Source organism: Sphingopyxis sp. A083 (assembly GCF_001468495.1).
Classification (GTDB): domain Bacteria; phylum Pseudomonadota; class Alphaproteobacteria; order Sphingomonadales; family Sphingomonadaceae; genus Sphingopyxis; species Sphingopyxis terrae.
In genome coordinates this window covers 64,058-89,215 of record NZ_LNSK01000005.1, presented here as the reverse complement: position 1 = coordinate 89,215, position 25,158 = coordinate 64,058, and the positions used below count along the sequence as shown (strand labels likewise).

Genomic DNA, 25,158 nt, shown 5'->3' with positions numbered 1-25,158 from the left:
GCGAAGCAATCCAGAGTTGGAATACGCCGCTCTGGATTGCTTCGCTTCGCTCGCAATGACGACGCGGAATGAGACCGAAGATCAATCGATCCCGTCCGTTCGCCGGATGAAGTCGGCTACGTCGCTGTGCATTTCCGACAACAGCGTCGGGTTCACATAAACCATGTGGCCCGAGGGGTAATATTTGTATGCGATGTTCGCCTGCAATTGCTTGGGTACGGGCAAGTGCGCGAGTTCGTAGCGGCCGGCGAAATAGGGCGTCGAAATGTCGAAATAGCCGCCCGTCACCAGCAGCTTCAGCTTCGGATTCTGCTTCATCGCGACCGCGAGGTCGGGGAGGACGTTGGGCAGCGCGATCAGCGGCTGGCCGGCGCCGGGCGGCTGGTGCTTGTAATCCCAGCTGCCATAGACATCGAGCCCGCCTTCATAATGCTTGCCTGCGCCATAGCCCAGGGTGCCGCGGACATAGTCGTTGAACGCGGCGGTGTAGGCGGCGCCGATCGCGCTGCCCTGCGGATCGTAGGATGCGGTCTTGCTGAGCGGATCGAGCGTCGCCCCGGTGAAACGGGTGTCGAGCGTGCCGGTGGTTTCGCCCTTGTCGGCGAGCAGTTCCTTTTGCAGCGCGCCATATTCGATGCGCAAATTGGTCTTGAGCAGATAGTCGACCGACAGGCCGGTATATCCGTGGAGTCTGGTTGCCATCGCCTGCCGGTCGGCGTCGGGCAGGTCGTTGCCCTTCAGCAGTGCGAGCGCATAGTCGCCGGTCGCAAAAGCCTCGACCTCTTTCAGAAACGGTGCGAGCTCGCGTCCCATGCCCGCGCGTTTGTGATACCATGCGGTCGCGGCATAGGTCGGCAGCGAGACGATATAGGGTAGGTCGACCCCCGGATTGACCTGCGAATCGTCGGGGACGAGATCCCAGTTCAAAATGTCCGAAAGCAGGATCACGCCGTTGAGGTCGATGTCCTGCCGTTGCAGCGCCAGCGTCATCCCCGCGGCGCGCATCGTCCCATAGCTTTCGCCGTAGAGATATTTGGGCGATTTCCAGCGGCCGTATTTCGACAGGAAATCGCGGACGAAGACCGTGAAGGCGTGGATATCCTGATCGACGCCGAACCATGCCTTGTCCTTGTCCTTGCCGGCGACGCGGCTGAAGCCGGTGCCGGGCGCGTCGATAAAGACGAGGTCGGAGACGTCGAGCAGGCTGTGCTCGTTGGGAACGGTGCGATAGGGTGCGCTGCCGTGGGCAAGATCGGGGGTTTCGACGCGCTGGGGGCCATAGGCTCCCATGTGGAGCCACAAGGTTGGCGATCCGGGCCCGCCGTTGAACAGAAAGGTGATCGGCCGCGCTTCGGCGGGCGCGCCCTCCTTGAAATAGGCGGTGTAGAACATCGAGGCTTCGGACGCCGGAACCTCGGCGGCTGCATCCTTGTCGCGCTTGCGTTCGATGGCGACGGTGTCGTCCCAGCCCCTGTGGTGGACGATCAGCGTGCCCGCGACGGCGCGATAGGGGATGGAGACGCCGCCGACCGTCACCGAACCGCGGCTTTCGACCTCGGTGGGGGTGAACATCGGTTCGTCGGGGGCGGGCTTTTCGGTCGCGGGCCGCACCTCCTTCGACTGTGCGGTGGCGCAGCCGGCGAGGGCGAAGGCGAGAGTGGCGGCGGCGATGAATTTCATACGGTCGATCTCTGTATCAGGTCGTCATTGCGAGCGGAGCGAAGCAATCCAGGGCGGTTTGCACTACTCTGGATTGCCACGCGGCTCCGCCGCTCGCAATGACGAGAAGGGCCTATCGGAAAGTCGCCTGCCCCGCGCCGTCGATGTTGAGCTTCTGCCCCGAGCAATAGGGGTTGGCGTCGCTGACGAACCAGAGCACCGCCGCGGCGACGTCGGAGGGATCGGACACCCGGCCGAAGGGGAATTTGGCGTCGAGATGGTGAATGTCGGGATTACCCGTGATCGCCTGCGCCAGTCGTTCGCCCATGTCGCTGATCGTCAGGCCCGGAGCGACAATATTGACGCGCACGCCGTTCCGAAGTTCTTCCTTGGCAAGCGCGAGGGCGAGCGCTTCGCCCGCGACCTTGGCCATGGTGTAGGGGGCGCTGTTGGCGCTGTGCTGCAGCGTGGCGACGCTGGAAATGACGACCACATCGCTGCGCGCATGCTGGCGAAGCTGCGGCAGCGCGAGGCGGCTCAGCCGGTGCGCGCCGACCGCGTGGACCGCAAGGAGCTTTTCGACCTCGGCGGCGTCGGTGTCGGCGACGGTCCGGCCGCGGCTGGCGATGCCGGCATTGTTGATCAGGATCGACATCGGCCCGAAATCATCCTCGATCGCGGCGACCATCGCAGCGCTCGCCGCCTCGTCGGTGACCGACGCCTGATAGGCCTTGGCCCGGCGGCCGAGCGCCTGGATCGCCGCGACGGTTTCGGCGGCGGCGTCCGCGTCGCGGGTGTAGTTGACCGCAACGTCGGCGCCCGCCCCGGCGAGCGCCAGCGCGATGCCGCGGCCGATCCCGCGCGATGCCCCGGTGACGAGCGCGGTGCGACCGCCAAGGTTCATGTCCGCCATCAGTTTTCCTCTCCCATAAGTTCGTTATAGATGTCGTCGTCGCTGCGGCTAGCGGCGTTGCGCCATCTGGGCGCCGCCTTGCGGTTGAGCACGCGGCCATCGCCGTCGAGGATCGCGACGGTCGGGGTGCCCTTGATCTTGAAGCGGAAGCGCGCCGGCACCTCGGGATGCCGGACGAGGCCGGCGTGCGGCATGCCGACATCGGCGAACACGACGATATAGCGGCTCCGCACCGGGGCGAACCGATCGGTCGCGAGCAGATTGGCGAGCCACGCGCTGTCGTGGCAGGTGCCCGTCCCCATGACGAGCAGCACGCGCTTGCCCGCTGCGCTGGCGGCAGCGAGCGCGGCGTCGATGGCGGCCATCGGATCGTCGTCGGGATCGAAAGCGTCGGTCTTGTAGGGTTCGGCGACGCCGGGCATCGCGCGCGGCGCCGCTGCAGCGGAGAGAGGGGACGTCAGAGCGAGCGCGGCGGCAAGCGCGAGGGCGAAGCGGCGGGTCATCGCGCGACGGTAGCAGCGCGCGCGAAGAATCGGAATGACGTTTCCGTCAACGTAAGCTAGCCTGATCGGCATGAGCTGGAAAAAGGAAGTCGACGAGCTTTCCGCGCGGCGCGCGATGGCCGAAAAGATGGGCGGCGAAGAGAAGGTCGCGCGCCAGCACAGCCGCGGCAAGATGGACGCGCGCGCGCGGCTCGCCGCGATCGTCGATCCGGGCAGCTTTCGCGAGATCGGCAAGATCGCGGGGCGGGGGGCTTATGGCCCCGACGGCACCCTCGAAGACCTCGCCGCGTCCAATTTCATCTTCGGGCGGGCCAATATCGATGGCCGGCCGGTGGTCGCCAGCGCCGACGATTTCACCGTGCGCGGCGGCGCGGCCGATGCGGCGCTGCACCGCAAGTTCATCCAGTGCGAAGCGATGGCGCACGAATATCGCCTGCCGCTGATCCGCATGATCGACGGCACCGGCGGCGGCGGGTCGGTGAAGACGCTGGAGGATATGGGCTATACCTATATCCCGCACGTACCCGGCTGGGACCAGATCATCGCCAATCTCGATACCGTGCCCGTCGTCGCGCTGGCGCTCGGGCCGACCGCGGGGCTGGGCGCGGCGCGCGTCGTCGCGAGCCACTACAGCATCATGGTGCGCGGCCTGTCGCAACTGTTCGCGGCCGGCCCGGCGGTCGCCGCGGCGATCGGCGACACGCTCGACCGGGAGGAGCTGGGCGGGGTCGACGTGCATACGCGCAACGGCGTCGTCGACGACGAGGTGGCGTCGGAGGCCGAGGCCTTTGCGCGGGCGCGCTGGTTCCTGTCCTACCTGCCGTCGTCGATCCATGAGCGCGCGACGCGGACGCCGTGCAGCGATCCGGTCGACCGCCGCGACGAGGCGCTGCTTTCGGTCGTTCCGCGCGAGGCAAAGCAGGTCTATTCGATGCGGCGCATCGCGGGGGCGGTGTTCGACCAGGGCAGCTTCTTCGAAATGGGGGCGCGGTGGGGGCGGGCGGTGATTACCGCCTTCGCGCGATTGGACGGTTATCCGGTCGCGGTGCTGGCGAGCGATCCCACCTATCTGGGCGGATCGTGGGACGCCAAGACGAGCGAGAAGGCCGAGCGCTTCGTGAAGCTCGCCGACCAGTTCCGGCTGCCGATCGTCCATCTGGTCGACAATCCGGGCTTCATGATCGGGGGCGAGGCCGAGCGGACGGGGACGATCCGCTATGGCGTGCAGGCGATGAATGCAATCTACCGCGCGAGCGTGCCGCTGGCGTCGGTTGTGGTGCGGCGGGCCTACGGCATCGCGGGCAGCGCGATGTCGAACGCCGAGCGCTTCCAGTACCGCTTTGCGTGGCCCTCGGGCGACTGGGGCAGCCTGCCGATCGAGGGCGGGGTCGAGGTCGCGTACAAGAGCGAGCTCGAGGCGGCGGAGGATCCAGCGGCGCATCTGGAAGCGATCCGCGAACGGCTCAACCGCGTCCGCTCGCCGTTCCGCACCGCCGAGAAATTCGGGGTCGAGGACATCATCGATCCCAGGGATACGCGGCCGCTGCTTTGCGAGTTCGCCGAGCTGGCGTGGCGGGTGCTGAAATAGGCATATCTATCATCGTCATCCCGGACTTGATCCGGGATCCAGGCGACGTCGCGCAAATGGATCCCGGATCAAGTCCGGGATGACGAAGGACACAGGGAGTTTGCGTTAGCCCTCCAGATTCTCCCGGAATCGCCGGCTGCCGCGGAGCATCTCGCCGCTTTCCATCTCGACCTCGAAATCGCCGCTCTTGTGTGTGACGACGCGCCGGACCGCCTGTTTTCGGACGATGCGTCCGCGGTGGATGCGGACGAAGCCCGCGTGGGCCAGTTCGGCTTCGATCGCGCTCAATGTCGCGCGGTGGAGCAGGCGCTGGCCGCGCCATGCGATCTCGACATAATTGCCGGCTGCGGTGACATGCTCGATCTCGGCGACCGGCAAGTGGTGCGTGACCGATCCGTCGCCGACCGCGAGCGTCGTCGGCGCGACGATTGCGACCGGCGGCATTGCGTAACGGTCGATCAGCCACTGCATCAGGAACATGAGCAGGATCAGCTCGGCATAAGTCGCCAGATCCTTGCGCAATTCATAAAAGACCGGCGTCCCGTCGGGCGATTCGAAATGATAGGTGCCACCCGATAGTCGCCACGCGAGCATGCGAAAGCCGACCATCAGCGCGATATGCGCGAGCGACACAGGAAAGGCGAGCGCGGCATGGATCGCGACCGCCGTGCGCCAGCCGAAGCGCGGTGGGCGGACGGTGCGGACGCTGAACCAGCAGACGATCATCATCAGCGCCCAGGCGAGCAGGCTGGTGCTTTCGTAAGTCCATGCGGTCGCCGCGGTCACATCGACGCCCGCCGCGCGGCGGTCGGCAAGATAGGAATAGACGTTCGAGGTGATACGGATGAGTCCGTAGGCGAGCAGCGCCCCGAAGGCGAGCAAGGTCAGCGCGCGCGGGCCGAAACCGTTCGTCCCGGTCGCGCCGCCGCTCGTCCCTCGCCCGTCCTTCTCCGTCACATCGGCTCCGCAATTCGTCCCGTCGCCGTCGCCCGGCTGCCGCCATCCCGATTAGCGGCTGCGGCGGGCCCCGGCAAAGGAGATTTGGGTATGGTGACGACACGGCATTATGGGATGGACTGGTTGCGCATCGGCGCGTTCGCGCTGCTCATCCTCTATCATATCGGGATGTATTTCGTGCCTTGGGGGTGGCATGTCAAAACGCCGCATCCGATGGACTGGGTGCAAATCCCGATGATGGCGACGAATAGTTGGCGATTGCCGCTGCTGTTCCTCGTGTCGGGTTATGCCAGCGCCGCGCTGTTCGCCAAGCTCGGCGGCGCGGGGGCCTTCCTGCGGTCGCGCAGCGCACGGCTGCTGATCCCGCTCGCCTTCGGGATCATCGTCGTCATTCCGGTGCAGCCGTGGATCGAGTTGGCGACCCAGCATGGTTATGCGCATGGTTTCGGCTACTTCTGGGTCCACGACTATTTCCGCTTCGGAACGCTCGACAGGATCGTGCTGCCGACGTGGCAGCATCTGTGGTTCGTCGTCTATCTGTTCGCGTACACGCTGCTCGCGGTCGCGGCTCTTGTGCTGGTGCCCGAGCGGGCGCGGACCAAGATCGCCGATGGTGCGGCGCGGTTGTTTGGCGGCTGGGGGTTGCTGATTGCGCCGCTCGCCGTGTGGCTCGCCATCCTGTTCGCCTTTCCTGGCTATCGCGAGACGCACGCGCTGGTCGACGACGGGCCGAACCATCTCCATTACCTCGTGCCCTTCTTTATCGGCTGGCTACTTCGCGAGCGCCCGGTGCTTTTCGAAAGCGTCGCGCGCTGCTGGCCGGCGGCGGCGGCGCTCGCGGTCGCCGCCTATGGCTATATCGTTTGGGCGATGTGGAGCGCGCCGGACGAAGGCCCGGCCCCGGCGGGAATCGTGACGCTCTTCATGGTCGTGCGGCTGGTGCAGGGATGGGCGACGATCGTCGCGCTGATCGGCATTGCCGACCGCTTTGCGAACCGCGACCATCCACGGCGCGCCATGCTCGCCGAGGCGGTGTTCCCCTTTTACATCATCCATCAGACGATCATCGTCGTCGTCGGCTGGTGGCTGTTGCAGGGGCAGGTCGCGGCGTTGCCGGCCTTCCTGACCCTCGTCGCGGCGACAGTCGCGGGATGCTGGGCCTTTTATCTCGGCGGACGGCGGATCGGCTGGCTGCGCCCGCTGATCGGGCTTCAGCGCCGCGCGTGACAGCGCCGCGGCTTTGTGTCAGCTTCCCCGCAAGCAAAAGGGGAGGCTGACATGCAGATCGTGAGAGGATTGGCGGCGATCGTCGGGGTCGCGATGGTGCTGATGGGTTTGCTGTGGATATTGCAGGGGCTCGACATCGTGCGCTGGCCCGCGAGCAGCTTCATGCTGGGCGACATCGTGTGGACGCGCAACGGCGCAGTCCTGGCGGTGCTGGGCGTCGTGCTGATCTGGCTGGGGCGTAAACGCGCCTGATCGCCTATCGACTACAATTGTAGTTGATCTGTATTGCAGATGTGATACAGCTTCGTCGGATGGCGTGCGCCGGACGGGGACCGGCCGCGCCGAATATCCTTTCGATGGAGACCGATATGATGCCTGACCGTTTTCCCCTGTCGCTGCTGCTGCTCGCGGCGAGCCCCGCGGCACTTATGCTGCCGACACCCGCCGCGATGGCGGCCGATGCCGGTGCGGCGGTACCGTCCGACGTCGTCGCCGAACATTATGCCGCGCAGCTCGAAGCCAATTATGTCTATCCCGATACCGGGAAGCGCTACGCCGCCGCGCTGCGCGACGGTATTGCGGCGGGGCGCTATGCGCCGCTGACCGGCGCGGCGCTCGCCGAGGCGCTGGGCGCGACGGTGCAGGGCGTATCGCCCGACGGGCATCTGCGCGTGAAGCCGCCCGAGAGCGCGGATGCGGCGCCCGGCGCCCCGCCCGCGCCGCGCCCGCCAAAGCCCGCGATCGAACAGCCCGGCTGGATCGCGCCGGGCATCGCCTTCATCCGCTTCAATGTCTTTCCGAACGATGCGGCGGTCACGCAGGCGGCGGCGCAGTTCATGGCCGATCATGCCGACGCCAAGGCGATCATCTTCGACATCCGTTCGCACAATGGCGGCGGGATCGACCAGATGGACGTCATCTTTCCCTGGCTGTTCGCGAAGCCGACGCAGCTCGTCGCGATGGCGACGCGGGCATCGGTCGACGCCGAGGGCGGCTCGCCGATCGACGGCATCCCCTCGATGCGGCCGGTCGCGGGCGACCCCGCCATGGTGACGCGCGAACATTGGGCGACGCCCAACGGCGACGCGCGGCTGACGCAGGCGAAAGTCTATGTGCTGACGTCTGGCGCGAGCGCGTCGGCGGCCGAACATTTCGCGTTGGCGATGAAGGCGAGCGGGCGCGGGGTGCTGATCGGCGCGCCGACCGGCGGCGCCAATCATTTCGGGCGCGGCGAAGAACTGGGCGGCGGCTTTACCGCCTTCATCCCGGTCGGGCGGACTTATGATCCGGCGACGGGCAAGGATTGGGAAGGCGACGGGGTGCAACCCGACATCGCGGTGCCCGCCGCGGCGGCGCTGGAGCGCGCGCTGACCGAATTGGGGATTGCGCCGGGCGAGGCAAAACGCCTGTCCGATGCGCACATGCCGAGCTGGCCGATGGAGCGGCGCCGCCGCCCCGGCGCGTCAGGCGGCTGACGGTGCAGCGCGGGCGAGGGCGGGAAGCGCGTCGCCGTCGACGCGCATCACCGTCCATTCGTCCATCATTCGCGCGCCGAGACTGTGGTAGAAGCCGATGGCAGGAGCGTTCCAGTCGAGCACCGACCATTCCAGCCGCGCGCAGTCGCGCTCCACGCAAAGCTGCGCCAGATGCGCGAGCAGCGCCTTGCCGAGCCCGGCCCCGCGCGCTTCGGGGCGGACGAACAAATCTTCAAGATAGATGCCCGGCTTCCCCTCGAACGTCGAAAAATTGTGAAAGAAAAGCGCGAAGCCCTGTGGCACGCCATCGACTTCGCCGATCACCACTTCGGCATAGGGGCGTTCGCCGAACAGCTTGGTGCCGAGCGTGACGTCATCGAAACGCACTTCGTGGGCAAGCTTTTCATAGTCGGCGAGCGCACGAATGAGGTCGGCGATCAGCGGCAGGTCGGCGCGGGTGGCGGGGCGTATGGCAAGGGTCATGCCGGCGCTTTGTCGGGCGCCGATGCGGTTGTCAATTTTCGGGGGAGGGCGATGTCTGGAAGCGACCGATTGCGGACATTGGCTTATCACGTATAAGCCAGCCATGCGACACAGCATGCTCCTGAGCCTGATCTTGCTTATGCTGCTTGGATGCGCGCCTGAAGAGCGGATCGACAAGGTCGACACTATCGCTGAGGTGCGAGCCATTTTTGACATCGACATATGCGACGCAACAAAAATTGGTAGCGCCACGTCGAACCCAAGCGGGATGGGAGACAGGATTTTAGTGCTAGATTTTCCCGACGCGCAGTGCGTCAGGCAATTTTATGACGCGATGAAACAAGGCGCGGCGCGATATGACAGTGTGGATGACAAGATCTATTCCCGTGTTATCGGCATTCGAGGCACTCCCGTTACGCATTTCTCCATTGATCGATTGAGTGAGACTAGCGTTTCTTTGAGATTTATGGCTGGCGCTGAATAACCTGCCGTTGGTTTGCTTACCGAATGATTGCGAAAATGTCCGCTTCCCACCCCATTCCGGTCTGTCGTCGATGGCGAAAAGGGAAAGGGCCACCTGTCCCTTCCCACCCCGAAATCGCCGCGCGGCTGTCGTGGCGGGTTACGCCGCCTTGCCGTGCGTCACGTCCATGCTCACCGCGCTGCCGGCGTCGATCGCGGCCGCCTTGGCTTCGACCAGTTTGACGATGTGCGCGATCATGTCGGCGTCCTCGACATGGTGGTCGGTGACGCCCGAGAGATAGACCATATGTTTGCCGTTGCCGCCGCCGGTGATGCCGATGTCGGTTTCGCGCGCTTCGCCGGGGCCGTTGACGACGCAGCCCAATACCGAGAGCGACATGGGCGTCTTGATGTGCTGGAGCGCGTCTTCGAGCGCCTGCACCGTGCGGATGACGTCGAAGCCCTGCCGCGCGCAGCTGGGGCAGGAGACGACGCGGACGCCGCGCGTGCGCAGGCCCAGCGATTTCAGGATTTCATAGCCGACGCGCACTTCCTCTTCGGGTTCGGCCGACAGGCTGACGCGGATCGTGTCGCCGATCCCGGCCCAGAGAAGGTTGCCGATGCCGAGCGCCGATTTGACGGTGCCGCCGATCAACCCGCCGGCTTCGGTGATGCCGAGGTGGAGCGGACAATCGACTGCTTCCGCAAGCTGCATATAGGAGGCGACGGCGAGGAAGACGTCGCTGGCTTTCACCGCGACCTTATATTCGTGAAAGTCATGGTCCTGGAGCAGCTTGATATGGTCGAGCGCGCTTTCGACCAGCGCCTCGGGGCAGGGTTCGCCATATTTTTCGAGCAGATCCTTTTCGAGACTGCCCGCATTGACGCCGATGCGGATGGCGCAGCCGTTCGCCTTGGCGGCGCGGACGACCTCGCCGACGCGCTCCGACGAGCCGATGTTGCCGGGATTGATGCGCAGGCAGGCGGCGCCGGCGTCGGCGGCTTCGAGCGCGCGCTTATAGTGGAAATGGATGTCGGCGATGATCGGAATGCGCGCGGCGCGGACGATCTTGCCGAGCGCCGCGGTGCTGTCGGTATCGGGACAGGAGACGCGGATCAGGTCGGCGCCCGCATCCTCGCAGCGGCGGATCTGGTCGATGGTCGCGACGGGATCGCTCGTCGGCGTGTTGGTCATCGTCTGCACGGTGATCGGCGCGCCGCCGCCGACGGGGACGTTGCCGACCATGATCTGACGGCAGTCGCGCCGCGCAATGTCGCGCCAGGGGCGCAGGCCGGGATTGTGATCGCTCATGAAACGGGTCCGGTGAGGAGAGGCTGGGATGCGCCTCCTTTAGCCGCGCGCGCGCGGCTTGGCAAAGCCTGTGGGCCGCGGTCGCGCTTGTGGCGGGAAAGACACAGTGTGGCGGCGAATGTAACATTTGTGCAGTTTTCAATTGTGCGCTGCCGCATGTTGCGCAATTTTCCGCGCGTTCCTGACCACGCGCCGGCCACAAGAGCATCGGGAGAGGATCGGGCGGGAACCGCAGGATGGACGGTTTCGGTTCAATATCGATGAGAGGGGGCTCACCCAATGAAATTTCTTACCAAGGCGTGCTTCGGCATGCTGCTCGCGACATCGGCGATGGCGACGCCGGCCATGGCGCAGGACGCGACCGACGCGCCGAGCGGTCCGATCACCGTATCGGGCGGGGTCGACCTGGTGTCCGACTATCGTTTCCGCGGCATTTCGCTGTCGAACGAAAAGGTCGAGGTGCAGCCGACGATCACGTTGAGCCACGAGAGCGGGCTTTATGCCGGCGTCTGGGGATCGGGCCTGCCGAAGACCGACGAATTTGGCAAGGTCGAGGTCGATCTCTACGCTGGCTGGTCGGGCGAAGTCGCCCCCGGCACCTCGGTCGATATCGGCGCGACCTATTATTGGTATCCCGACGGCAAGGATGCCTTCGGCCCGGTCGACTATGTCGAGATCATCGGCAAGCTGTCGCACGACATCGGACCCGTGTCGGCGACGGCCACCGTCGCGTATGCGCCGAGCCAGAAGTCGCTCGGCAGCGATGACAATATCTATCTGAACATGGGCCTGTCGTCGGGGATTCCGAATACGCCGGTGACGGTCGATGCGTCGCTCGGGTACACGAGCGGTTCGCTGAGCGCGGGAGCGCCCGGCGGCGATTATCTCGACTGGACGGTCGGCGCCACGCTGACCGCGGGCATCTTCAATCTGGGCGTTCACTATGTCGATACCGACATCAAGAAGACCGGGATCAAGGCAGTCGACACGCTGTATGACCCGACCGTCGTCTTCAAGGTCGGCGTCGCCTTCTGACAGCGCGGCCCGATCGGGCCGACGGTAAAGCACGGGCGCCGACCGCGGGTTGGCGCCCGTTTGCGTAATATTGTTTCCGTTGAAACCGGATATGCGCAACGACCTGTTGCATAAAAGTCGCAATCCGTGCCTTATCGTGCCGGATGCGGCTTTTTTGTTTGTGCGCCGCAGCAAATTGTCGGAGAGAGGCGCCACGTACGGCCGACCGGAGCAAAGACTTCGGCTGTCTTGCGGCAGGCAGGGACGATCCATTTTACCTTGTTAAGGGGATCAACCCATGAAGACTCTCTCCCGCGCGTGCCTGGGCCTTGCCCTTGCGGCTTCCGCGCTTCCCGCCACCGCATTCGCCCAGGACGAAGCGCCCTCCGATCCGATCACCATTTCGGGCAGCGTGACGCTGGTATCCGACTATCGCTTCCGCGGCTTCACCCAGAGCAGCGAAGACCCGGCGATCCAGGGCGGCATCACCGTGACTCACGAAAGCGGCTTTTACGCCGGCACCTGGGCGTCGAGCGTCAGCTTCGCCGGTAACACCGAGGTCGACCTGTTCGCGGGTTACAGCAAGGATGTCGGCGGCGTGACGGTCGACGGCGGCCTGCTTTACTATCTCTATCCGCAGCATGGCGGGTCGGGCGCCGACTTTTTCGAACCCTATCTGAATCTGTCGACCGATGTCGGGCCGGTGAATGCGAAGGTCGGCGTCAACTATGCGTGGAAGCAGTCCGCGCTCGGCAATCTGCAGGACCCGAGCCGCGCGCCAGGTGCCAAATCGTCGGCCTTCTATCTGCACGGCGAACTCGCCGCCGACATTCCGGGCACGCCCTTGGCGCTGAACGCGCATGCGGGTCAAGCGTGGAGCGACGCCTTCCCCGGCGGTTTCGACGGCAAGGTGTTCGACTGGTCGGTCGGTGCCACCGCTTCGTACAAGATGCTGACCTTCGGCGTCAGCTATGTGAACACCGACGAGCCCAAGGCCGGCGGGTACAAGGAAGCGATCGGCGCCGACGGCGCGGTGGTCTTTTCGCTCGGCGCGTCTTTCTGACGCCGGGCAGGGGCGGCCTTCGGGGGGAGGCCGCCCCCTCCTTCTTCAGCTATTCGGAATGCCAGCGCAGATTGCCGCGCCCAAGGTCGGCGAGACTTTTCGCGCCCATCAGTTTCATGCCGCGCTCCATTTCGGCGCGGAGCAGCGCGACCGCGCGCGCCACCCCCGCTTCGCCCGCCGCGGCGAGTGCATAGAGATAGAGCCGGCCGCCCGAGCAGGCTTTCGCCCCGACCGACAGCGCCTTGAGCACATGCGTCCCGCGGGTGATGCCGCCGTCGCAGATGACCTCCACCCGGTCGCCGACCGCATCGACGATCGCCGCCAGCGCGTCGAAGGGCGCGATGCTGCCGTCGAGCTGGCGCCCGCCATGGTTCGACACCATGATCGCGGTGGCGCCGATGTCGGCGGCGCGCCGCGCATCCTCGACCGCGACGATGCCCTTCAGGCAGAAGGGGCCGTCCCACGCCTTGCGGATTGCCTCGGCGCGTTTCCAGTCGAGGCTCTGGTCGAGCATGGTGGTGAAATATTCGGCGACCGATTTCGGCACGCTCGACCCTTCGGACACGTGGGTCGCAAGGTTGGGCAGGCTGAATTTTTCGCGCAAGACATAGTTGAGGCCCCAGCCGGGCTTGATCGCATAGCTCAGCATGTTCGACGCGGTGAAGCGCGGCGGCGAGGTAAAGCCCGAGCGCAGGCAGCGTTCGCGGTTGCCGCCGACGATCGTGTCGACGGTGAGCGCAACGGCGTCGAATTTTGCCGCGCGCGCGGCCTCGAGCATCGCATGGTTGAGCCCCTCATCCTTATGGACATAGAGCTGGAACAGCTTGGGGCCGTCGGTCAGCGCGCCCGCTTCGGCGAGGCCGATCGTCGCGAGGCTCGATATGCCGGCGACGGTCCCCGCATCGGCGGCAGCGCGCAGCACCGCCCGCTCGCCCTGCCAGTGGAACAGGCGCTGGAGCGCGGTGGGTGACAGGAAGAGCGGCATCGCGATCTCGCGGCCGAAGAGCGTCGTTTTCATGTCGATCGATTCGACGCCGGCCAGCACGCGCGGGATGAGGTCGCACCGGTCGAAGGCGGCGCGGTTGCGGCGACGCGTCACCTCGTCATCCGCGGCGCCGTCGATATAGTCGAACACCGGCCAGGGCAGCCGCCGCTTCGCCAGCGCGCGGAAGTCGTCGATATTGTGGCAGTCGGTCAGCTTCATGTCGTGGTCGCTCCAGTCAGGCGGGCGAGCGCCCAGCGCGGTTCGATCGCGCGCGCGGGGTCGGCGATGTGCGCCGCGATACGCGCGCCGATGGCTGGGGCGAGCGCGAAGGCACGCCCCGTCGCGCCGCCGGCGAGCCAGGCGCGTGCGTGGCCGGGCAGGCGGTCGAGCAGCAATTCGCCGCTGATCGTGCGGCAGTCGTGCGCGGCGGCGCTCGCGACGACCGGAGCCTCGGCCAGATGCGGGACGCGGCCCGCGAGCCACTGGCGCACCGCGGCCAGCGCGGCATCGTCGACGCGGCGGTCGAAGCTGTCGGGATCGACCGTTGCATCGGGGGCGTTTTTCCACACGCGCACCCCGCGCCCCTCGATGTCGGGGAGCAGGGTGAAGCCGTAAGCGCGGTCGACCAGCGCGGGCATCGCGGGCGGGCGATACTGGACATCGCCCTGACCGGGGCCGACGTGAAAAAGCTGGTAGCGCACCGCCGACAGCCGTGCGGGCGTCAATATCTGTGGAAAAAGCTCGGTCAGCCACGCGCCGGTCGCATAGACGATGCTGCGGGCGGTGCCGCCGTCGGGCAGGATATAGAGGTCGCGCTTCTTATCGAACAGCGGCGCGGGCATGACGACGTTTTCGGCATCGACCTGCGCGTCGAGGATGGTTTCGAGAATGGCGCGGCGGCCGGCGAGAAGCGCGGCCTTATCGGCGACGAGAGCCGCTTCCTCGTCGCGCCAGCCGATCGCGCCGAAGCGGCTGCGCAGCTTGTGCCCGGTCGTGCGGTCGGTGCCCGGCGGCTCGTCGGCGCCGTCGGTCGGCAGCAGTGTGGTGACCGCGGCGCACGGCGTCACGATCGGCAGGCTGGCGCTGTCGGACAGGCGCTGCCACAGAGGCAGGCTGTCGTGCGCGAGATCGGCGTAGAGCGCGTCGCCCCCCTGTGCGGGATCGCACAGCATGGTCGGGAGGTTCGAGGCGGCGCGGCCGTTCCCGGCGCCATAGGCATCGAACAGCCGGACATCGAGGCCCTGACGGACGAGATGCCACGCGGTCCATGCCCCGAGAGCGCCCGCGCCGACGATCGCGACATCGACATGCTTGTCCGGCGATTTGACGCCCTTGCGCCGTTTCGACGCGCGCGGCTGCGGCGGGTCCTTGCGCTTCGGCTCCTTCGTCGTTGCGCCCAGCGCCAGCGCGGCGGGCGCCGCGGCGAGCGCGCCGAGCAGGCGCCGCCGGTCCATCAGCCGCCCTTCTTGTAATAGCGGTAACCGCCGATCCAGGTTTCGAGCGGCATCATCTTGCGGATGTCCTCGGGGCTGGCGAGCAGCAGGTCGGTGTCGACGATCAGGAAGTCGGCGCGCATCCCCGGCATCAGCGTGCCGAGCCGGTCCTCGGCGAAGGCGGCATAGGCGGCGCTGCGCGTGAAGCCGTCGAGCGCGGTCTCGCGCGAAACCGCCTCTTCGGGATGCCAGCCGCCGAACGGCTGACCCTGCGCGTCGGTGCGCGAGATGGCGGCGGCGATGCCGGGGAAGGGGTTGGCGCTTTCGACCGGCACGTCCGACCCGAAAGCGAGGCGGACGCCGGCATTTTCCATGCTGCGCCACGCATAGGCGCCCTTCAGCCGTTCAGGCCCGAGCCGCGCCTCGGCCATCAGCCGGTCCGACGGCTGGTGGATCGGCTGCATCGACGCGATGACGCCGAGCTTGGCGAAACGCGGGATGTCGGAGGGATCGACGATCTGCGCATGTTCGATCCGCCAGCGCCGTTCGCCGGGCAGATCGGCAGTGAGATCGGTGATTGCGTCGAGCGCCTCGGCATTGGCGGCATCGCCGATGGCGTGGATCGCGACCTGAAACTTGTCCATCGAGGCGCGGACCATCTTGTTGCGCAATTGCGCCGGGGTCAGCAGCGGCAGGCCCTTCTGGCCCGGCGCGTCGGCATAGGGCGCCTTGAGCCACGCGCCGCGCGACCCGAGCGCGCCGTCGAGATAGAGCTTCACCCCCACCATGCGCAGCTTGTCGTCATAGAGCCACGGGGTCGGCCCCGGACCCGCGATCAACGCCATATTGTCAATGTCGCCGCCGTAGCTGAGGATACGGATCGCGAGCTGGTGCTTGTCGCCGGCGCGGCGATAGGCCTGCCATTCCTGGATCGTCGTGCCCATGTCGGCGATCGCGGTGATCCCCTGGGCGAGCAATTGCTGCTGCGCGGCGAGGAAGGCGCGGTCGAGATCGCGCGCCAGCGGCTTGGGCTTGGCGCTGTCGATCAGCGCGACCGCGGCATCGACGAAGACGCCGGCGGGCTTGCCGTCCACCATCTCGATCCGGCCGCCCTCGGGCGCCTTGGTCGCGGCGGTGATCTTTGCTGCCGTCATCGCAGCGCTGTTGGCCCATCCGGCATGGCCGTCGACGCGTTCGAGCCAGACCGGGCGGTCGGGGACGACCGCGTCGAGATCGGCGGCGGTCGGGAAGCGGCCCAATCCCCATTTTTCCTGATTCCACCCGCGCCCGATGATCCACGGCAGCTCCGGGTTTTCGTCGGCATATTTCTTGATCGCCGCCTGCGCCTCGGCCAGCGAGCGCGTCTCCGAAAGGTCGAGCAGCATCAGCGACAGGCCCAGGCCCATCAGATGCCCATGCGCGTCGATCATGCCCGGGATCAGCGTCCGGCCCTTGCCGTCTTCCTTGAAATCGGGGCGTTCGGGGCGCTTGTCCTTGCGGTCGAGGAGCTGCTTCACCTTGCCGTCGGTGCCGATCACCATGCCGGTGAAGCGCACGACCTTGCCGTCCTTGTCGAGCGTGATGCCGTTGACATTGTCGACGAGCGTATCGGCCTGCGCAGGCGCAGCGAGCAGGAGGGCGACGAGGGTTAGGGCGAGGCGCTTCATTTCGGCAACCTCGTCACGAGTGAGCTCGTGTCGAGGCGGCCGCCGCCCGCACCCTGCACCTCGGCATAAAATTGATCGACCAGCGCCGCGACGGGAAGCGTCGCGCCGTTGACGCGGGCTTCGTCGAGCGCGAGGCCCAGATCCTTGCGCATCCAGTCGACCGCAAAGCCGAAATCATATTCGTCCTTCGCCATCGTGCCCCAGCGGTTAAGCATCTGCCAGCTTGCCGCGGCGCCGCCCGAGACAGCTTCGAACACCTTGTCGGTGTCGAGGTCCGACGCCTGGGCGAAGCGCAGCGCTTCGGAGAGGCCCTGAAGCACCCCGGCGATCGCGATCTGGTTGACCATCTTGGTCGTCTGGCCCGCGCCCGGCCCGCCGATATGGACGATGCGCGCGGCATAGGCGCGCATCAGGGGCTCGGCGGCGGCGAAGGCGGCGTCGCTGGCGCCGCACATGATCGACAGCGCCCCATTCTGCGCGCCCGCCTGACCGCCCGAAACCGGCGCATCGACGCACAGCAGGCCGCGCGCATCGGCCTCTTCGGCCAGGCGCCGGGCGATTCGGGCGGAGACGGTCGTGTGATCGACGAAGACCGCGCCGGACTTCATCGCGCCGAAGGCCCCGTCGTCGCCGAGCGTCACCGCCGCGAGATCGTCGTCGTTGCCGACGCAGGCGAACACCGCATCGGCGCCCGCGGCGGCGGCGGCGGGGCTGTCCGCTGCCTGGCCGCCATAATCCGCCGCCCAGGCGTCGGCCTTGGCGCGGGTGCGGTTATAGACGGTGACGGCATGACCGGCCTTGACGAGATGGCCGGCCATCGGACCGCCCATGATGCCGGTGCCGATGAAGGCGATGCGCAATTTTTCTTCGCTCATGCCGCGGTCCATAACCATGGTTTGCGCGCGGCGCCAGATAGGGTAGGGGGCTTGCCGCTATGACCGATCAATCCATCCTGACCGCCGCCGCCGATTTTCCGGCGATAAACCTCGACGATGTGCGGGCGGCTGCGGGACGAATTGAGGGCGCGGTTGTCCGCACCCCGACGCTGAAGTCGCAGACGCTGTCCGAACTGGTCGGCGCCGAGGTGTGGCTGAAATTCGAAAATCTGCAGTTCACCGCGGCCTACAAGGAACGCGGCGCGCTGAACGCCCTGCTGCTGCTCAGCGACGAAGCGAAAGCGCGGGGCGTGATCGCGGCGTCGGCGGGCAATCATGCGCAGGGCCTTGCCTATCATGGCAAGCGGCTCGGCGTGCCCGTGACCATCGTCATGCCGAGCACGACGCCGCAGGTGAAAGTGTCGCAGACCGCGAGCCACGGCGCGCAGATCGTGTTGTTCGGCGAAAAATTCGACGATGCCTACGCCCATGCACGCGAGCTGGAGGCGGAACGCGGGCTGACCTTCGTCCATCCGTTCGACCATCCGCACGTCGCCGCGGGGCAGGGGACGGTCGCGCTCGAAATGCTCGAGGATGTGCCCGAACTCGATACGCTGATCGTGCCGATCGGCGGCGGCGGTCTGCTCGCCGGCATGGGCACCGCGGCGCGCGGGATCAAGAATGACATGCGCCTCGTCGGCGTGCAGGCCGAACTTTACCCGTCGATGTATGCCGAGCTGAACGGCGTCGACATGGCGTGCGAGGGCGATACGCTGGCCGAGGGCATCGCGGTCAAGGAACCGGGAAGCTATACGCGCAAGCTGGTCGCCGAACTCAACGACGATATCGTGCTCGTCGCCGAACGCCATCTGGAACGCGCGGTCAGCCTGCTGCTCCAGATCGAGAAGACGGTGGTGGAGGGTGCGGGCGCGGCGGGCCTCGCCGCTATGCTCGCGCATCCAGAGGAATTCGCCGGGCGCAAGGTCGGCCTGGTGCTGACCGGCGGCAATATCGACACGCGCCTGCTCGCGAACGTGCTGCTGCGCGACCTTGCGCGATCGGGCCGCATCGCGCGGCTGCGCATCCGGTTGCAGGACCGCCCCGGCGCACTGTTCAAGGTGATGGAGGTGTTCAACGAAAAACAGGTGAACATCATCGAAATCTATCACCAGCGCATCTTCACGACGCTGCCCGCCAAGGGGTTGATCACCGACATCGAATGCGAGGCGCGCGACAAGGAGCATCTCGACAGCCTTGTCTCGGCGCTGCGCGATGCGGGCTATATGGTCACGACGGTGGAGCTGGCGTGAGTTACATCCGCTCTCTGATGGCAATTTCGATTGCGCTTCAAACGGTGGGGCAAGTTAACGCCCAAGAAAAGCTCGGTACGGGTCCTCACACGCTTGTCATTTCCCATGGCAACGCGATGACGCGTATGGAATATAGAACCGGTGCGGCCTGTCAAAAGGCGAGAGATGCAGTGCGCCGACAAGTTGCACCTCCGGCGAGCACGCCGGGAGTGATATATGGGCGGGCGACTGTGAAGGCCTTTTGCGTTCCGCGTTGACTGCGTTCGACGTGAAACGTGTGCTAGCTGTTTTATTTTCGGTGACTGCATGAAAGAATTCGCGCTCTCCCTTACCGCCACGCCCGACGCCATCGACGAGCTGGGCCATGTCAACAATGCGGTCTGGGTCCAGTGGATCCAGCAGGTTGCGACGGGGCATTGGGACGCCGCGGCGCCGCAGAGCCACAAGGACGCCTATATCTGGGTCGTGGTGCGGCACGAGATCGACTATCTGCGCGCGCTCGGTCCCGGCGAGACGGTGAACGCGCGGACCTGGGTCGCCGACAAGCCGCAGGGCGCGAAGTTCGACCGTTTCATGGAATTCACCGGCGCGGACGGCACGGTGCATGTGCGCGCGCGCACCGTGTGGGCCTTGCTCGACAAGGCGAGCGGCCGTCCGCTGCGCGTCACCGACGCGATCGTCGCCCCCTTTCGGGCCGACCGCTGAGCGGTCCGGCCGTGCCGGGCGGTCAGTAGGCGAGCGCGCAGCCGTCGGCGCGCATCTCGCTCGCCGCGGCATAGACGCGTGTGTCGCCGTCCATGCGATGTTCGACGCACTGGTAGCGGCCGAAGCCGCCATCGGGATCGCCGATCGTCCAGCCGAGCGCCGCAAGCTGGGCCCGCGTCGCGGCGGGGACGCCGCTTTCGAGCCGCAGAAGTCCCTTGGGGCCGAGCCCCGGCGCATCCTCACCCATCGATTGCGACGATCCTTCATGGTGCCAGCGCGGCGAATCGCCGGCGGCCTGGATTTCGAGGCCGTAATCGATGCGGTTGACCATGATCTGCGTCTGCCCCTGCGGCTGCATGTCGCCGCCCATCACCCCGAAGCTCATCCACGGCGTGTCGCCATGCGCGGCGAAACCGGGGATGATCGTCTGGAACGGGCGCTTGCCGGGGGCGTAGATATTCGGGTGGCCATCCTGCAGGCTGAACAATTGCCCGCGATCCTGGAACATGAAACCGAGGCCGTCGGCGACGAGACCCGATCCCATGCCGCGGAAGTTCGACTGGATCATCGACACCATCATCCCGTCCTTGTCGGCGACGCTGAAATAGGTGGTATCGCCGTGGCTCGGCGCCTGCCCCGGATGGACCGGGGTCAGGATGCGGTCGGGGCGGATCAGCCGGGCGCGCTCGGCGGCATAATCCTTCGAGATCAGCCATTCGACCGGCACGTTCGAAAAATGCGGATCGGCATAATAGCGCGCGCGATCTTCATAGGCGAGGCGCTTTGCCTCGGCCTGGAGGTGGATCGACAGCGCCGACTGGAACCCCGCGCCCTTCAGGTCGAAATTTTCGAGGATGTTGAGCATCTGCAGCGTCGCGATGCCCTGCGTGTTGGCGCCGAGCGCATAGACGTCGGTGCCGCGGTAGGATGTGCGGTGCGGCTCGATCCATTCGGAGCGATGCGCGGCCAGATCCTCGCGGCGCAGCCAGCCCCCGATGCGCCGGAAATAGGCGTCGATCGTCCGCGCAATCTCGCCATCGTAAAAGACGTCGCGGCCGCCCTCGGCGATCAGGCGGAAGGTGCGCGCAAGGTCCGGGTTGCGGAACACCTGTCCCGCTTGCGGCCCCTTGCCGTCGGCCATGCCATAGGTGCGCAGCGCATTGTCGACCTCTTCGATCCCGCGCCCGGGCTGGCGAAAACCGGCGAGGCTGCGGCGGATATAATAAGCGATCATGTCGGGGACCGGGGCGCCCGCCTCGGCATGGGCGATGACCGGTTCGAAAAGCTCCTTCCACGGCAGCTTGCCGTAGCGCTGGTGCATCGTCCACCAGGCGTCGACCGTCCCCGGCACCGACACCGCGATCGCGCCATAGGCGGGGATCGCGCCGCCCTTTGCGCGCGACCGCACGGTGGCGAGGTCAAGCGCGCGGGGGCTTTGGCCCGACCCCGCCAGCCCGACGACCTTCTTTGCCTTCGGATCCCAGATCATCGCATAGGCGTCGCCGCCGATGCCGTTGGCGGTGGGTTCGAGCAAGCCGAGGCAGGCGTTGGTCGCGATCGCGGCGTCGACCGCCGACCCGCCGCGTTTCAGCATGTCGATCCCCGCCTGCGTCGCGAGCGGATGCGCGGTGCCGACCGCGCCGCTGAGGCCGTAAGCGGCGGTACGCGAGGCAAAGCTCGCACCAACCGGCCGGTCGCCGGCATGCACGTCGGGTCGCAGGAAGCGTTCGCTGTCCTTGTCCCACGCGGGCGGCAGCGCCGGATCGCCTTTGGGCGCCGGCTTCGCGGACTGGGCAAGCCCGGCGGTCGGCAACAGGGCGACGGCGGGGGCGGCAGCGAGAAGCGTGCGACGGCGCATGGCGATGTCCTTTGAAATTTTCTGTCGCCCCTTTGTTGCGCCATGCGGCAGGCTTGGCAAGGGGCGTGGAGGCTCTCTACCCGAGTTCGGTAAGGTCGAGCGCCGCGAGCAACTGCGCGCGGGCGCGGCGGACATCGGCGGTGAGCGCGGGCGAAGCGAGGTCGCCGGGCGCGATCGCTTCGGGCCAGTGCGCCGCGACGACGGCGGCGATCCGGTCGAGCGTGGCTTCGCCGGCCATGAACCGCGGATCGACGGTCGCCGGATCGGCGACGACGCGCAGGCGCAGGCAGGCGGGACCACCGCCATTGGCCATCGACTGGCGCACGTCGACCGGAAACAGCCGCCGGATCGGACCGTTGCCCGCGACATGCGCCTCGAGCCAGGTCCACACGCTCGGCGTTTCGCGCGCTTCGGTGGGGAGGATCAGCCCCATGCCGCCGTCGTCCGGCAGGCTGACGAGCTGCGCGTTGAACAGATAGGATTTGATCGCATCGGGCAGGCTGACTGCGCTCGCCGGGACTTCGACGATCTCGACCTCGGGAAAGGCCGCGCGGATCTGCGCATGCGCCGCCGTGCGGTCCTCGAAAGCGGTTTCGTGCGTGAACAGCACGCGCTCGTTGGCGACCGCAACGACGTCGTTGTGAAAGGCGCCGCCCTGGATCGCGGTGTCCGATTGCCGGATGAACAGCGTCCGGTCGGGATCGAGCCGGTGGTGGCGCGCGATCGCTTTCGAGGCGTCGAGATGCTGGCGCGCCGGGAAGCGCCCGCCGCCGACGCCATAGACGAAAATCTCGACCCCCGGCTGGCCATGGCCGGCGCACAGCCGCATGTGATTGGCGGCGCCCTCATCGCCGAACGGCGCGGGGACCGGGCCATGCACCGCAAAGGCGGGATGCGCAAAGGCGAGCCGGAGCTGGGCGAGCGTGCCCTGCCATTCATGGCTGCGGTGCGGCATGGTGACAAGGTTGGCGACGGTGAGATGGCATTTGCCGTCGCCGCTGTCGGGCGCGGGCGAGACGGTGGCGGCATTGGCGGCCCACATCGACGAAGCCGACCATGCCTGCGCGCGCAGATGCGCCTCGGCGCTGTCGAGATCGGTCGCAAGCGCCGCGAGCCACGCCGCATCGGGACGGTCGAGCGGCGCGAAAAAGCCCTGCGGCAGCCCGAGCGCGAGGTTGTGGCGCATCTTGTCGATGCCCTGCAGCGCCGCGGCGCGCGGTTGCGACACGTCGCCGGCATTGCTGGCGGAAGCCATGTTGCCGCGGCTGAGGCCAGCATAATTATGCGTCGGGCCGATGATGCCGTCGAAGTTGATTTCGGTGATCATGGCTCAGCGCCCGATCCAACTGATGGTATCGCCGGTGCCGATCTGCAGCAGCCGCGCCGTCTCGGCATCGATGCTGCCGCCCGCGCCGACCTTGCCGAAGCAGCAGCGGAAATCGGCAAGGCGGCCGGTCGCGATCAGCGCGTCCGCGCCATCGTCCAGTCCATCGGCGACCCGCGTCACCTCGACATGCTGCGCGTCGCGAATGCTCGATACCTGATCGGTACGCGCCGTCATCGTCGGGCCGCCGTCGAAAATGTCGATGTAATTTTCAAAAGCGAAGCCCTCATTCTCCAGCATCCGCATCGCGGCGCGGCCGGTGGGGTGGGGCACGCCGATCACGCTGCGCGCGGTTTCGGGCAGCATTGCGATATAGACCGGATGCTTGGGCATCAGGTCGGCGATGAACTGGTTGCCGTGGACGGCATTGAACTGGTCGGCTTCCTGAAAGCTCATGCCGAAGAATTTGCCGGCGACGCCGTCCCAGAAGGGCGATCCGCCCGCTTCGTCGATCACCCCGCGCAGCTCGGCGAGGATGCGGTCGCCGAAGCGCGCGCGGTGCCGCGCGATGAACAGATAGCGCGAGCGTGCGAGCAACAGTCCGAGCCCGCCGGCGCGCGCCGCGGGATGGAGGAACAGGCCGCCGACCTCGCTCGACCCGTTGAGATCGTTGCTGAGCATGAGCACCTGCGCGTGGAAGGTCCGCCCCAATTGCTCGCTGTGCTTGCTGTCGGTGCCTATGCGATAGCTGTAGAAGGGCCAGCGCTGGCCGACCTGGCCGAAAATCTGGCAGGTGCCGCGCACCTCGCCCGTCTCGGTGTCCTCGAGCATCATCAGATAAAGCTCGTCGGAGGGATATTCGCGGTCGCTGGCGAAGCTGGCCTCGGCGCGATCGAGCTTGGCGCGCAGCGCCTTGCGGTCGGGCGGCAGATTGGTGAAGCCGCCCCCCGTCAGTTTCGCCATTTCGTAGATGCTTTGCAGGTCGCTCGGTTTCGCCGAGCGGATCACATAGCTCACACAGTCCCCCGTTCCGCTATTTTCATTAGGGTCAGTGCCGACAGCTGCGCGCGTTCGGCGAGGCTGTCGACGATCAGAAATTCGTCCGACGAATGGATGGCGCCGCCGCGCGGGCCCATCGTGTCGACGACGGGAATGCCGCAGGCGGCGATATTGTTGCCGTCGCACACGCCGCCGGTCGCGTTCCAGCCGATCGACAGGCCCAGCGCAGCGCCGCAGTCGCGGACCAGCTCGAAGAGGCGCGTTGCCGCGGCATCGAGCGGCTTGGGCGGACGGTTGAAGCCGCCGTAGAGGTGGCAATGGACGTCGTGGTCGCGCTGGATCGCGGCGATGGCGTCGCGCAGCGCGGCTTCGGCGGCGGCCATCGCGTCGGGGGTCATCGGCCGCATGTTGACGCGCAGGATCGCCTGATCAGGGACGACATTATTGGGGCCGCCCCCGTCGATCTTCGCCGGATTGACCTTGAGGTCGGGAGATTTCAGCGCATTGAGGCGGAGCGCGAGGTCGGCGGCGGCGACGAGCGCGTTGCGGCCGTCCTCCGGGTTGCGTCCGGCGTGCGCCGAGCGGCCGTGGATCAGCACCGAGAAATTGCCACTGCCCGGCCGCGCGCCGGCGAGCGTGCCGTCGGGCAGCGCGGGTTCGTAGGTGAGCGCCGCGGTCTTGCCGCGCGCCAGTTCGGCGATCAGCGCGGCGGAGGCGTGGCTGCCCGTTTCCTCGTCGCTGTTGATCATCACGTCATAGCCGACACGCTCGGCCAGCGGCGACGCCTCGAGCGCCGACAGCGCGGCAAGGATGACGGCGATGCCGCCCTTCATGTCGGCGGTGCCGGGGCCGTTGAGCACGCCCGGTTCCAGCCATTTGAGCGACTGGAAAGGATGATCGGCGGCAAATACCGTGTCCATATGACCGGTCAGCAGCAGTTGGACCGGCGCCTCGGGGCGTACGCGGAGGTGGAGATGCGCGCCGCGCTCGATCGTCTGGACGCGGCCTGTGGCATCGACGCTTTCGACGGGGTCGGGCGCGACGAGGCGCACGGTGCCGGGGAGCGCCGAAAAGGCGTCGGCGAGCAGGCCGGCGACGGTCTTGAGCCCGGCAAGATTGCCGGTGCCGCTGTTGACCGCGGCCCAGCGTTCGACCTGCGCCAGCATCGGCGCATCGGCCGCACGCTCCAGCGTGGCGGTTTCGCTTGGCTTCAGGATGGTCATGCGCAGCCTATAGCCGCCCGCGCCCGGCTTTGGCACCCCCGGCGCGAAACAATCTTTCACGCGATACGGTAAATCACTGACATCGCTGGACGAGGCAAGCGATGTCGCGCGCGAAAGCGTCCG

General features: G+C 66.8%; 23 protein-coding genes. 9 read left to right on the top strand and 14 right to left on the bottom strand.

Annotation, left to right across the window (positions count from 1 at the left end; genetic code table 11):
- Positions 1-81: 81 nt before the first annotated feature.
- The 3 genes from ATE59_RS10985 to ATE59_RS10975 all read right to left on the bottom strand — a co-directional run bounded on the left by ATE59_RS10985 (position 82) and on the right by ATE59_RS10975 (position 3,075).
- Positions 82-1,680 carry a S10 family peptidase gene (locus ATE59_RS10985; protein WP_058812465.1) on the bottom strand — a complete coding sequence of 533 codons (1,599 nt, stop codon included), beginning with the start codon at positions 1,678-1,680 and terminating at the stop codon, positions 82-84.
- A 112-nt stretch (positions 1,681-1,792) separates the two neighbouring features.
- Complete coding sequence (locus tag ATE59_RS10980) at positions 1,793-2,572, bottom strand: SDR family NAD(P)-dependent oxidoreductase (protein ID WP_082657395.1); 780 nt, start codon at positions 2,570-2,572, stop codon at positions 1,793-1,795.
- Positions 2,572-3,075, bottom strand: a complete 504-nt coding sequence (locus tag ATE59_RS10975) for a thioredoxin family protein (protein WP_058812464.1) — start codon at positions 3,073-3,075, stop codon at positions 2,572-2,574. The genes ATE59_RS10980 and ATE59_RS10975 overlap by 1 nt, the downstream gene beginning before the upstream one ends.
- Positions 3,076-3,145: 70 nt before the next feature.
- Here ATE59_RS10975 and ATE59_RS10970 point away from each other — a divergent pair, with 70 nt between their 5' ends.
- A complete protein-coding gene (locus tag ATE59_RS10970) occupies positions 3,146-4,663 on the top strand; it encodes an acyl-CoA carboxylase subunit beta (RefSeq protein WP_058812463.1) in 1,518 nt (505 codons plus the stop codon).
- Between the two features lie 105 nt (positions 4,664-4,768).
- Here the strand turns inward: ATE59_RS10970 and ATE59_RS10965 are convergent, their stop codons facing one another.
- On the bottom strand, positions 4,769-5,620 hold the full coding sequence (locus ATE59_RS10965; RefSeq protein WP_003038711.1) for a LytTR family DNA-binding domain-containing protein: 852 nt from the start codon (positions 5,618-5,620) through the stop codon (positions 4,769-4,771).
- Positions 5,621-5,710: 90 nt separating this feature from the next.
- Between ATE59_RS10965 and ATE59_RS10960 the strand changes: the two genes are divergently transcribed.
- From ATE59_RS10960 to ATE59_RS10950, 3 genes are all read left to right on the top strand, one after another.
- Complete coding sequence (locus tag ATE59_RS10960; protein WP_058812462.1) at positions 5,711-6,847, top strand: acyltransferase family protein; 1,137 nt, start codon at positions 5,711-5,713, stop codon at positions 6,845-6,847.
- 51 nt (positions 6,848-6,898) lie between these two features.
- Entirely contained in the window at positions 6,899-7,099 is a 201-nt protein-coding gene (locus tag ATE59_RS10955; protein WP_058812461.1) for a hypothetical protein, read from the top strand.
- A 116-nt stretch (positions 7,100-7,215) separates the two neighbouring features.
- Positions 7,216-8,322 (top strand): S41 family peptidase, encoded by a 1,107-nt coding sequence (locus ATE59_RS10950; protein WP_197409165.1) that lies wholly within the window; start codon positions 7,216-7,218, stop codon positions 8,320-8,322.
- Here the strand turns inward: ATE59_RS10950 and ATE59_RS10945 are convergent.
- Positions 8,311-8,805 (bottom strand): GNAT family N-acetyltransferase, encoded by a 495-nt coding sequence (locus ATE59_RS10945; protein ID WP_058812459.1) that lies wholly within the window; start codon positions 8,803-8,805, stop codon positions 8,311-8,313. The genes ATE59_RS10950 and ATE59_RS10945 overlap by 12 nt on opposite strands.
- Positions 8,806-8,920: 115 nt before the next feature.
- Here ATE59_RS10945 and ATE59_RS10940 point away from each other — a divergent pair, with 115 nt between their 5' ends.
- A complete protein-coding gene (locus tag ATE59_RS10940; RefSeq protein WP_156416773.1) occupies positions 8,921-9,289 on the top strand; it encodes a hypothetical protein in 369 nt (122 codons plus the stop codon).
- A 138-nt stretch (positions 9,290-9,427) separates the two neighbouring features.
- Here ATE59_RS10940 and ispG read toward each other — a convergent pair whose 3' ends face one another.
- Positions 9,428-10,579 (bottom strand): flavodoxin-dependent (E)-4-hydroxy-3-methylbut-2-enyl-diphosphate synthase, encoded by a 1,152-nt coding sequence (ispG, locus tag ATE59_RS10935; RefSeq protein WP_003038699.1) that lies wholly within the window; start codon positions 10,577-10,579, stop codon positions 9,428-9,430.
- A 279-nt stretch (positions 10,580-10,858) separates the two neighbouring features.
- Here ispG and ATE59_RS10930 point away from each other — a divergent pair, with 279 nt between their 5' ends.
- Together ATE59_RS10930 and ATE59_RS10925 are read left to right on the top strand one after the other, a co-directional pair.
- Positions 10,859-11,614 (top strand): TorF family putative porin, encoded by a 756-nt coding sequence (locus ATE59_RS10930; protein WP_003038697.1) that lies wholly within the window; start codon positions 10,859-10,861, stop codon positions 11,612-11,614.
- Positions 11,615-11,891: 277 nt separating this feature from the next.
- Positions 11,892-12,656 (top strand): TorF family putative porin, encoded by a 765-nt coding sequence (locus tag ATE59_RS10925; RefSeq protein WP_058812457.1) that lies wholly within the window; start codon positions 11,892-11,894, stop codon positions 12,654-12,656.
- Between the two features lie 49 nt (positions 12,657-12,705).
- Here ATE59_RS10925 and ATE59_RS10920 read toward each other — a convergent pair whose 3' ends face one another.
- From ATE59_RS10920 to ATE59_RS10905, 4 genes are read right to left on the bottom strand one after another with little or no spacing between them, the layout of a single operon-like run.
- Complete coding sequence (locus ATE59_RS10920) at positions 12,706-13,860, bottom strand: alpha-hydroxy acid oxidase (protein ID WP_058812456.1); 1,155 nt, start codon at positions 13,858-13,860, stop codon at positions 12,706-12,708.
- Positions 13,857-15,095 carry an NAD(P)/FAD-dependent oxidoreductase gene (locus tag ATE59_RS10915; RefSeq protein WP_058812455.1) on the bottom strand — a complete coding sequence of 413 codons (1,239 nt, stop codon included), beginning with the start codon at positions 15,093-15,095 and terminating at the stop codon, positions 13,857-13,859. The genes ATE59_RS10920 and ATE59_RS10915 overlap by 4 nt, the downstream gene beginning before the upstream one ends.
- The gene (locus ATE59_RS10910; RefSeq protein ID WP_058812454.1) at positions 15,095-16,741 is read right to left on the bottom strand and encodes an amidohydrolase; all 1,647 of its coding nucleotides are present in this window, start codon (positions 16,739-16,741) and stop codon (positions 15,095-15,097) included. Before ATE59_RS10910 ends, ATE59_RS10915 begins: the two co-directional genes overlap by 1 nt.
- Positions 16,738-17,616: an NAD(P)-dependent oxidoreductase gene (locus ATE59_RS10905; protein WP_040589033.1), complete on the bottom strand. Its 879-nt coding sequence runs from the start codon at positions 17,614-17,616 to the stop codon at positions 16,738-16,740. The genes ATE59_RS10910 and ATE59_RS10905 overlap by 4 nt, the downstream gene beginning before the upstream one ends.
- A gap of 59 nt (positions 17,617-17,675) precedes the next feature.
- Here ATE59_RS10905 and ATE59_RS10900 point away from each other — a divergent pair, with 59 nt between their 5' ends.
- A complete protein-coding gene (locus tag ATE59_RS10900) occupies positions 17,676-18,926 on the top strand; it encodes a threonine ammonia-lyase (protein WP_003038686.1) in 1,251 nt (416 codons plus the stop codon).
- Positions 18,927-19,232: 306 nt separating this feature from the next.
- Positions 19,233-19,631, top strand: coding sequence for an acyl-CoA thioesterase (locus tag ATE59_RS10895; protein ID WP_058812453.1), 399 nt, complete (start codon positions 19,233-19,235; stop codon positions 19,629-19,631).
- A 22-nt stretch (positions 19,632-19,653) separates the two neighbouring features.
- Here the strand turns inward: ATE59_RS10895 and ATE59_RS10890 are convergent, their stop codons facing one another.
- The 4 genes from ATE59_RS10890 to ATE59_RS10875 form a co-directional block, all read right to left on the bottom strand.
- On the bottom strand, positions 19,654-21,489 hold the full coding sequence (locus ATE59_RS10890) for a gamma-glutamyltransferase family protein (RefSeq protein WP_058812452.1): 1,836 nt from the start codon (positions 21,487-21,489) through the stop codon (positions 19,654-19,656).
- Positions 21,490-21,565: 76 nt separating this feature from the next.
- Positions 21,566-22,816: an N-succinylarginine dihydrolase gene (locus ATE59_RS10885; RefSeq protein WP_058812451.1), complete on the bottom strand. Its 1,251-nt coding sequence runs from the start codon at positions 22,814-22,816 to the stop codon at positions 21,566-21,568.
- Between the two features lie 3 nt (positions 22,817-22,819).
- Positions 22,820-23,830 carry an arginine N-succinyltransferase gene (locus ATE59_RS10880; protein WP_003038678.1) on the bottom strand — a complete coding sequence of 337 codons (1,011 nt, stop codon included), beginning with the start codon at positions 23,828-23,830 and terminating at the stop codon, positions 22,820-22,822.
- A complete protein-coding gene (locus ATE59_RS10875; RefSeq protein WP_058812560.1) occupies positions 23,827-25,035 on the bottom strand; it encodes a hydrolase in 1,209 nt (402 codons plus the stop codon). The genes ATE59_RS10880 and ATE59_RS10875 overlap by 4 nt, the downstream gene beginning before the upstream one ends.
- Positions 25,036-25,158: the final 123 nt, after the last annotated feature.

Bases quoted from the DNA above. Each gene is read 5' to 3' on its own strand.
- ATE59_RS10980 (WP_082657395.1), bottom strand. From the start codon at position 2,572: ATGGCGGACATGAACCTTGGCGGTCGCACCGCGCTCGTCACCGGGGCA.
- ATE59_RS10955 (WP_058812461.1), top strand. From the start codon at position 6,899: ATGCAGATCGTGAGAGGATTGGCGGCGATCGTCGGGGTCGCGATGGTG.
- ATE59_RS10970 (WP_058812463.1), top strand. From the start codon at position 3,146: ATGAGCTGGAAAAAGGAAGTCGACGAGCTTTCCGCGCGGCGCGCGATG.
- ATE59_RS10960 (WP_058812462.1), top strand. From the start codon at position 5,711: ATGGTGACGACACGGCATTATGGGATGGACTGGTTGCGCATCGGCGCG.
- ATE59_RS10900 (WP_003038686.1), top strand. From the start codon at position 17,676: ATGACCGATCAATCCATCCTGACCGCCGCCGCCGATTTTCCGGCGATA.
- ATE59_RS10895 (WP_058812453.1), top strand. From the start codon at position 19,233: ATGAAAGAATTCGCGCTCTCCCTTACCGCCACGCCCGACGCCATCGAC.
- ATE59_RS10985 (WP_058812465.1), bottom strand. From the start codon at position 1,680: ATGAAATTCATCGCCGCCGCCACTCTCGCCTTCGCCCTCGCCGGCTGC.
- ATE59_RS10905 (WP_040589033.1), bottom strand. From the start codon at position 17,616: ATGAGCGAAGAAAAATTGCGCATCGCCTTCATCGGCACCGGCATCATG.
- ATE59_RS10920 (WP_058812456.1), bottom strand. From the start codon at position 13,860: ATGAAGCTGACCGACTGCCACAATATCGACGACTTCCGCGCGCTGGCG.
- ATE59_RS10975 (WP_058812464.1), bottom strand. From the start codon at position 3,075: ATGACCCGCCGCTTCGCCCTCGCGCTTGCCGCCGCGCTCGCTCTGACG.
- ispG (WP_003038699.1), bottom strand. From the start codon at position 10,579: ATGAGCGATCACAATCCCGGCCTGCGCCCCTGGCGCGACATTGCGCGG.
- ATE59_RS10910 (WP_058812454.1), bottom strand. From the start codon at position 16,741: ATGAAGCGCCTCGCCCTAACCCTCGTCGCCCTCCTGCTCGCTGCGCCT.
- ATE59_RS10950 (WP_197409165.1), top strand. From the start codon at position 7,216: ATGATGCCTGACCGTTTTCCCCTGTCGCTGCTGCTGCTCGCGGCGAGC.
- ATE59_RS10945 (WP_058812459.1), bottom strand. From the start codon at position 8,805: ATGACCCTTGCCATACGCCCCGCCACCCGCGCCGACCTGCCGCTGATC.
- ATE59_RS10875 (WP_058812560.1), bottom strand. From the start codon at position 25,035: ATGACCATCCTGAAGCCAAGCGAAACCGCCACGCTGGAGCGTGCGGCC.
- ATE59_RS10915 (WP_058812455.1), bottom strand. From the start codon at position 15,095: ATGGACCGGCGGCGCCTGCTCGGCGCGCTCGCCGCGGCGCCCGCCGCG.
- ATE59_RS10885 (WP_058812451.1), bottom strand. From the start codon at position 22,816: ATGATCACCGAAATCAACTTCGACGGCATCATCGGCCCGACGCATAAT.
- ATE59_RS10890 (WP_058812452.1), bottom strand. From the start codon at position 21,489: ATGCGCCGTCGCACGCTTCTCGCTGCCGCCCCCGCCGTCGCCCTGTTG.
- ATE59_RS10940 (WP_156416773.1), top strand. From the start codon at position 8,921: ATGCTCCTGAGCCTGATCTTGCTTATGCTGCTTGGATGCGCGCCTGAA.
- ATE59_RS10930 (WP_003038697.1), top strand. From the start codon at position 10,859: ATGAAATTTCTTACCAAGGCGTGCTTCGGCATGCTGCTCGCGACATCG.
- ATE59_RS10925 (WP_058812457.1), top strand. From the start codon at position 11,892: ATGAAGACTCTCTCCCGCGCGTGCCTGGGCCTTGCCCTTGCGGCTTCC.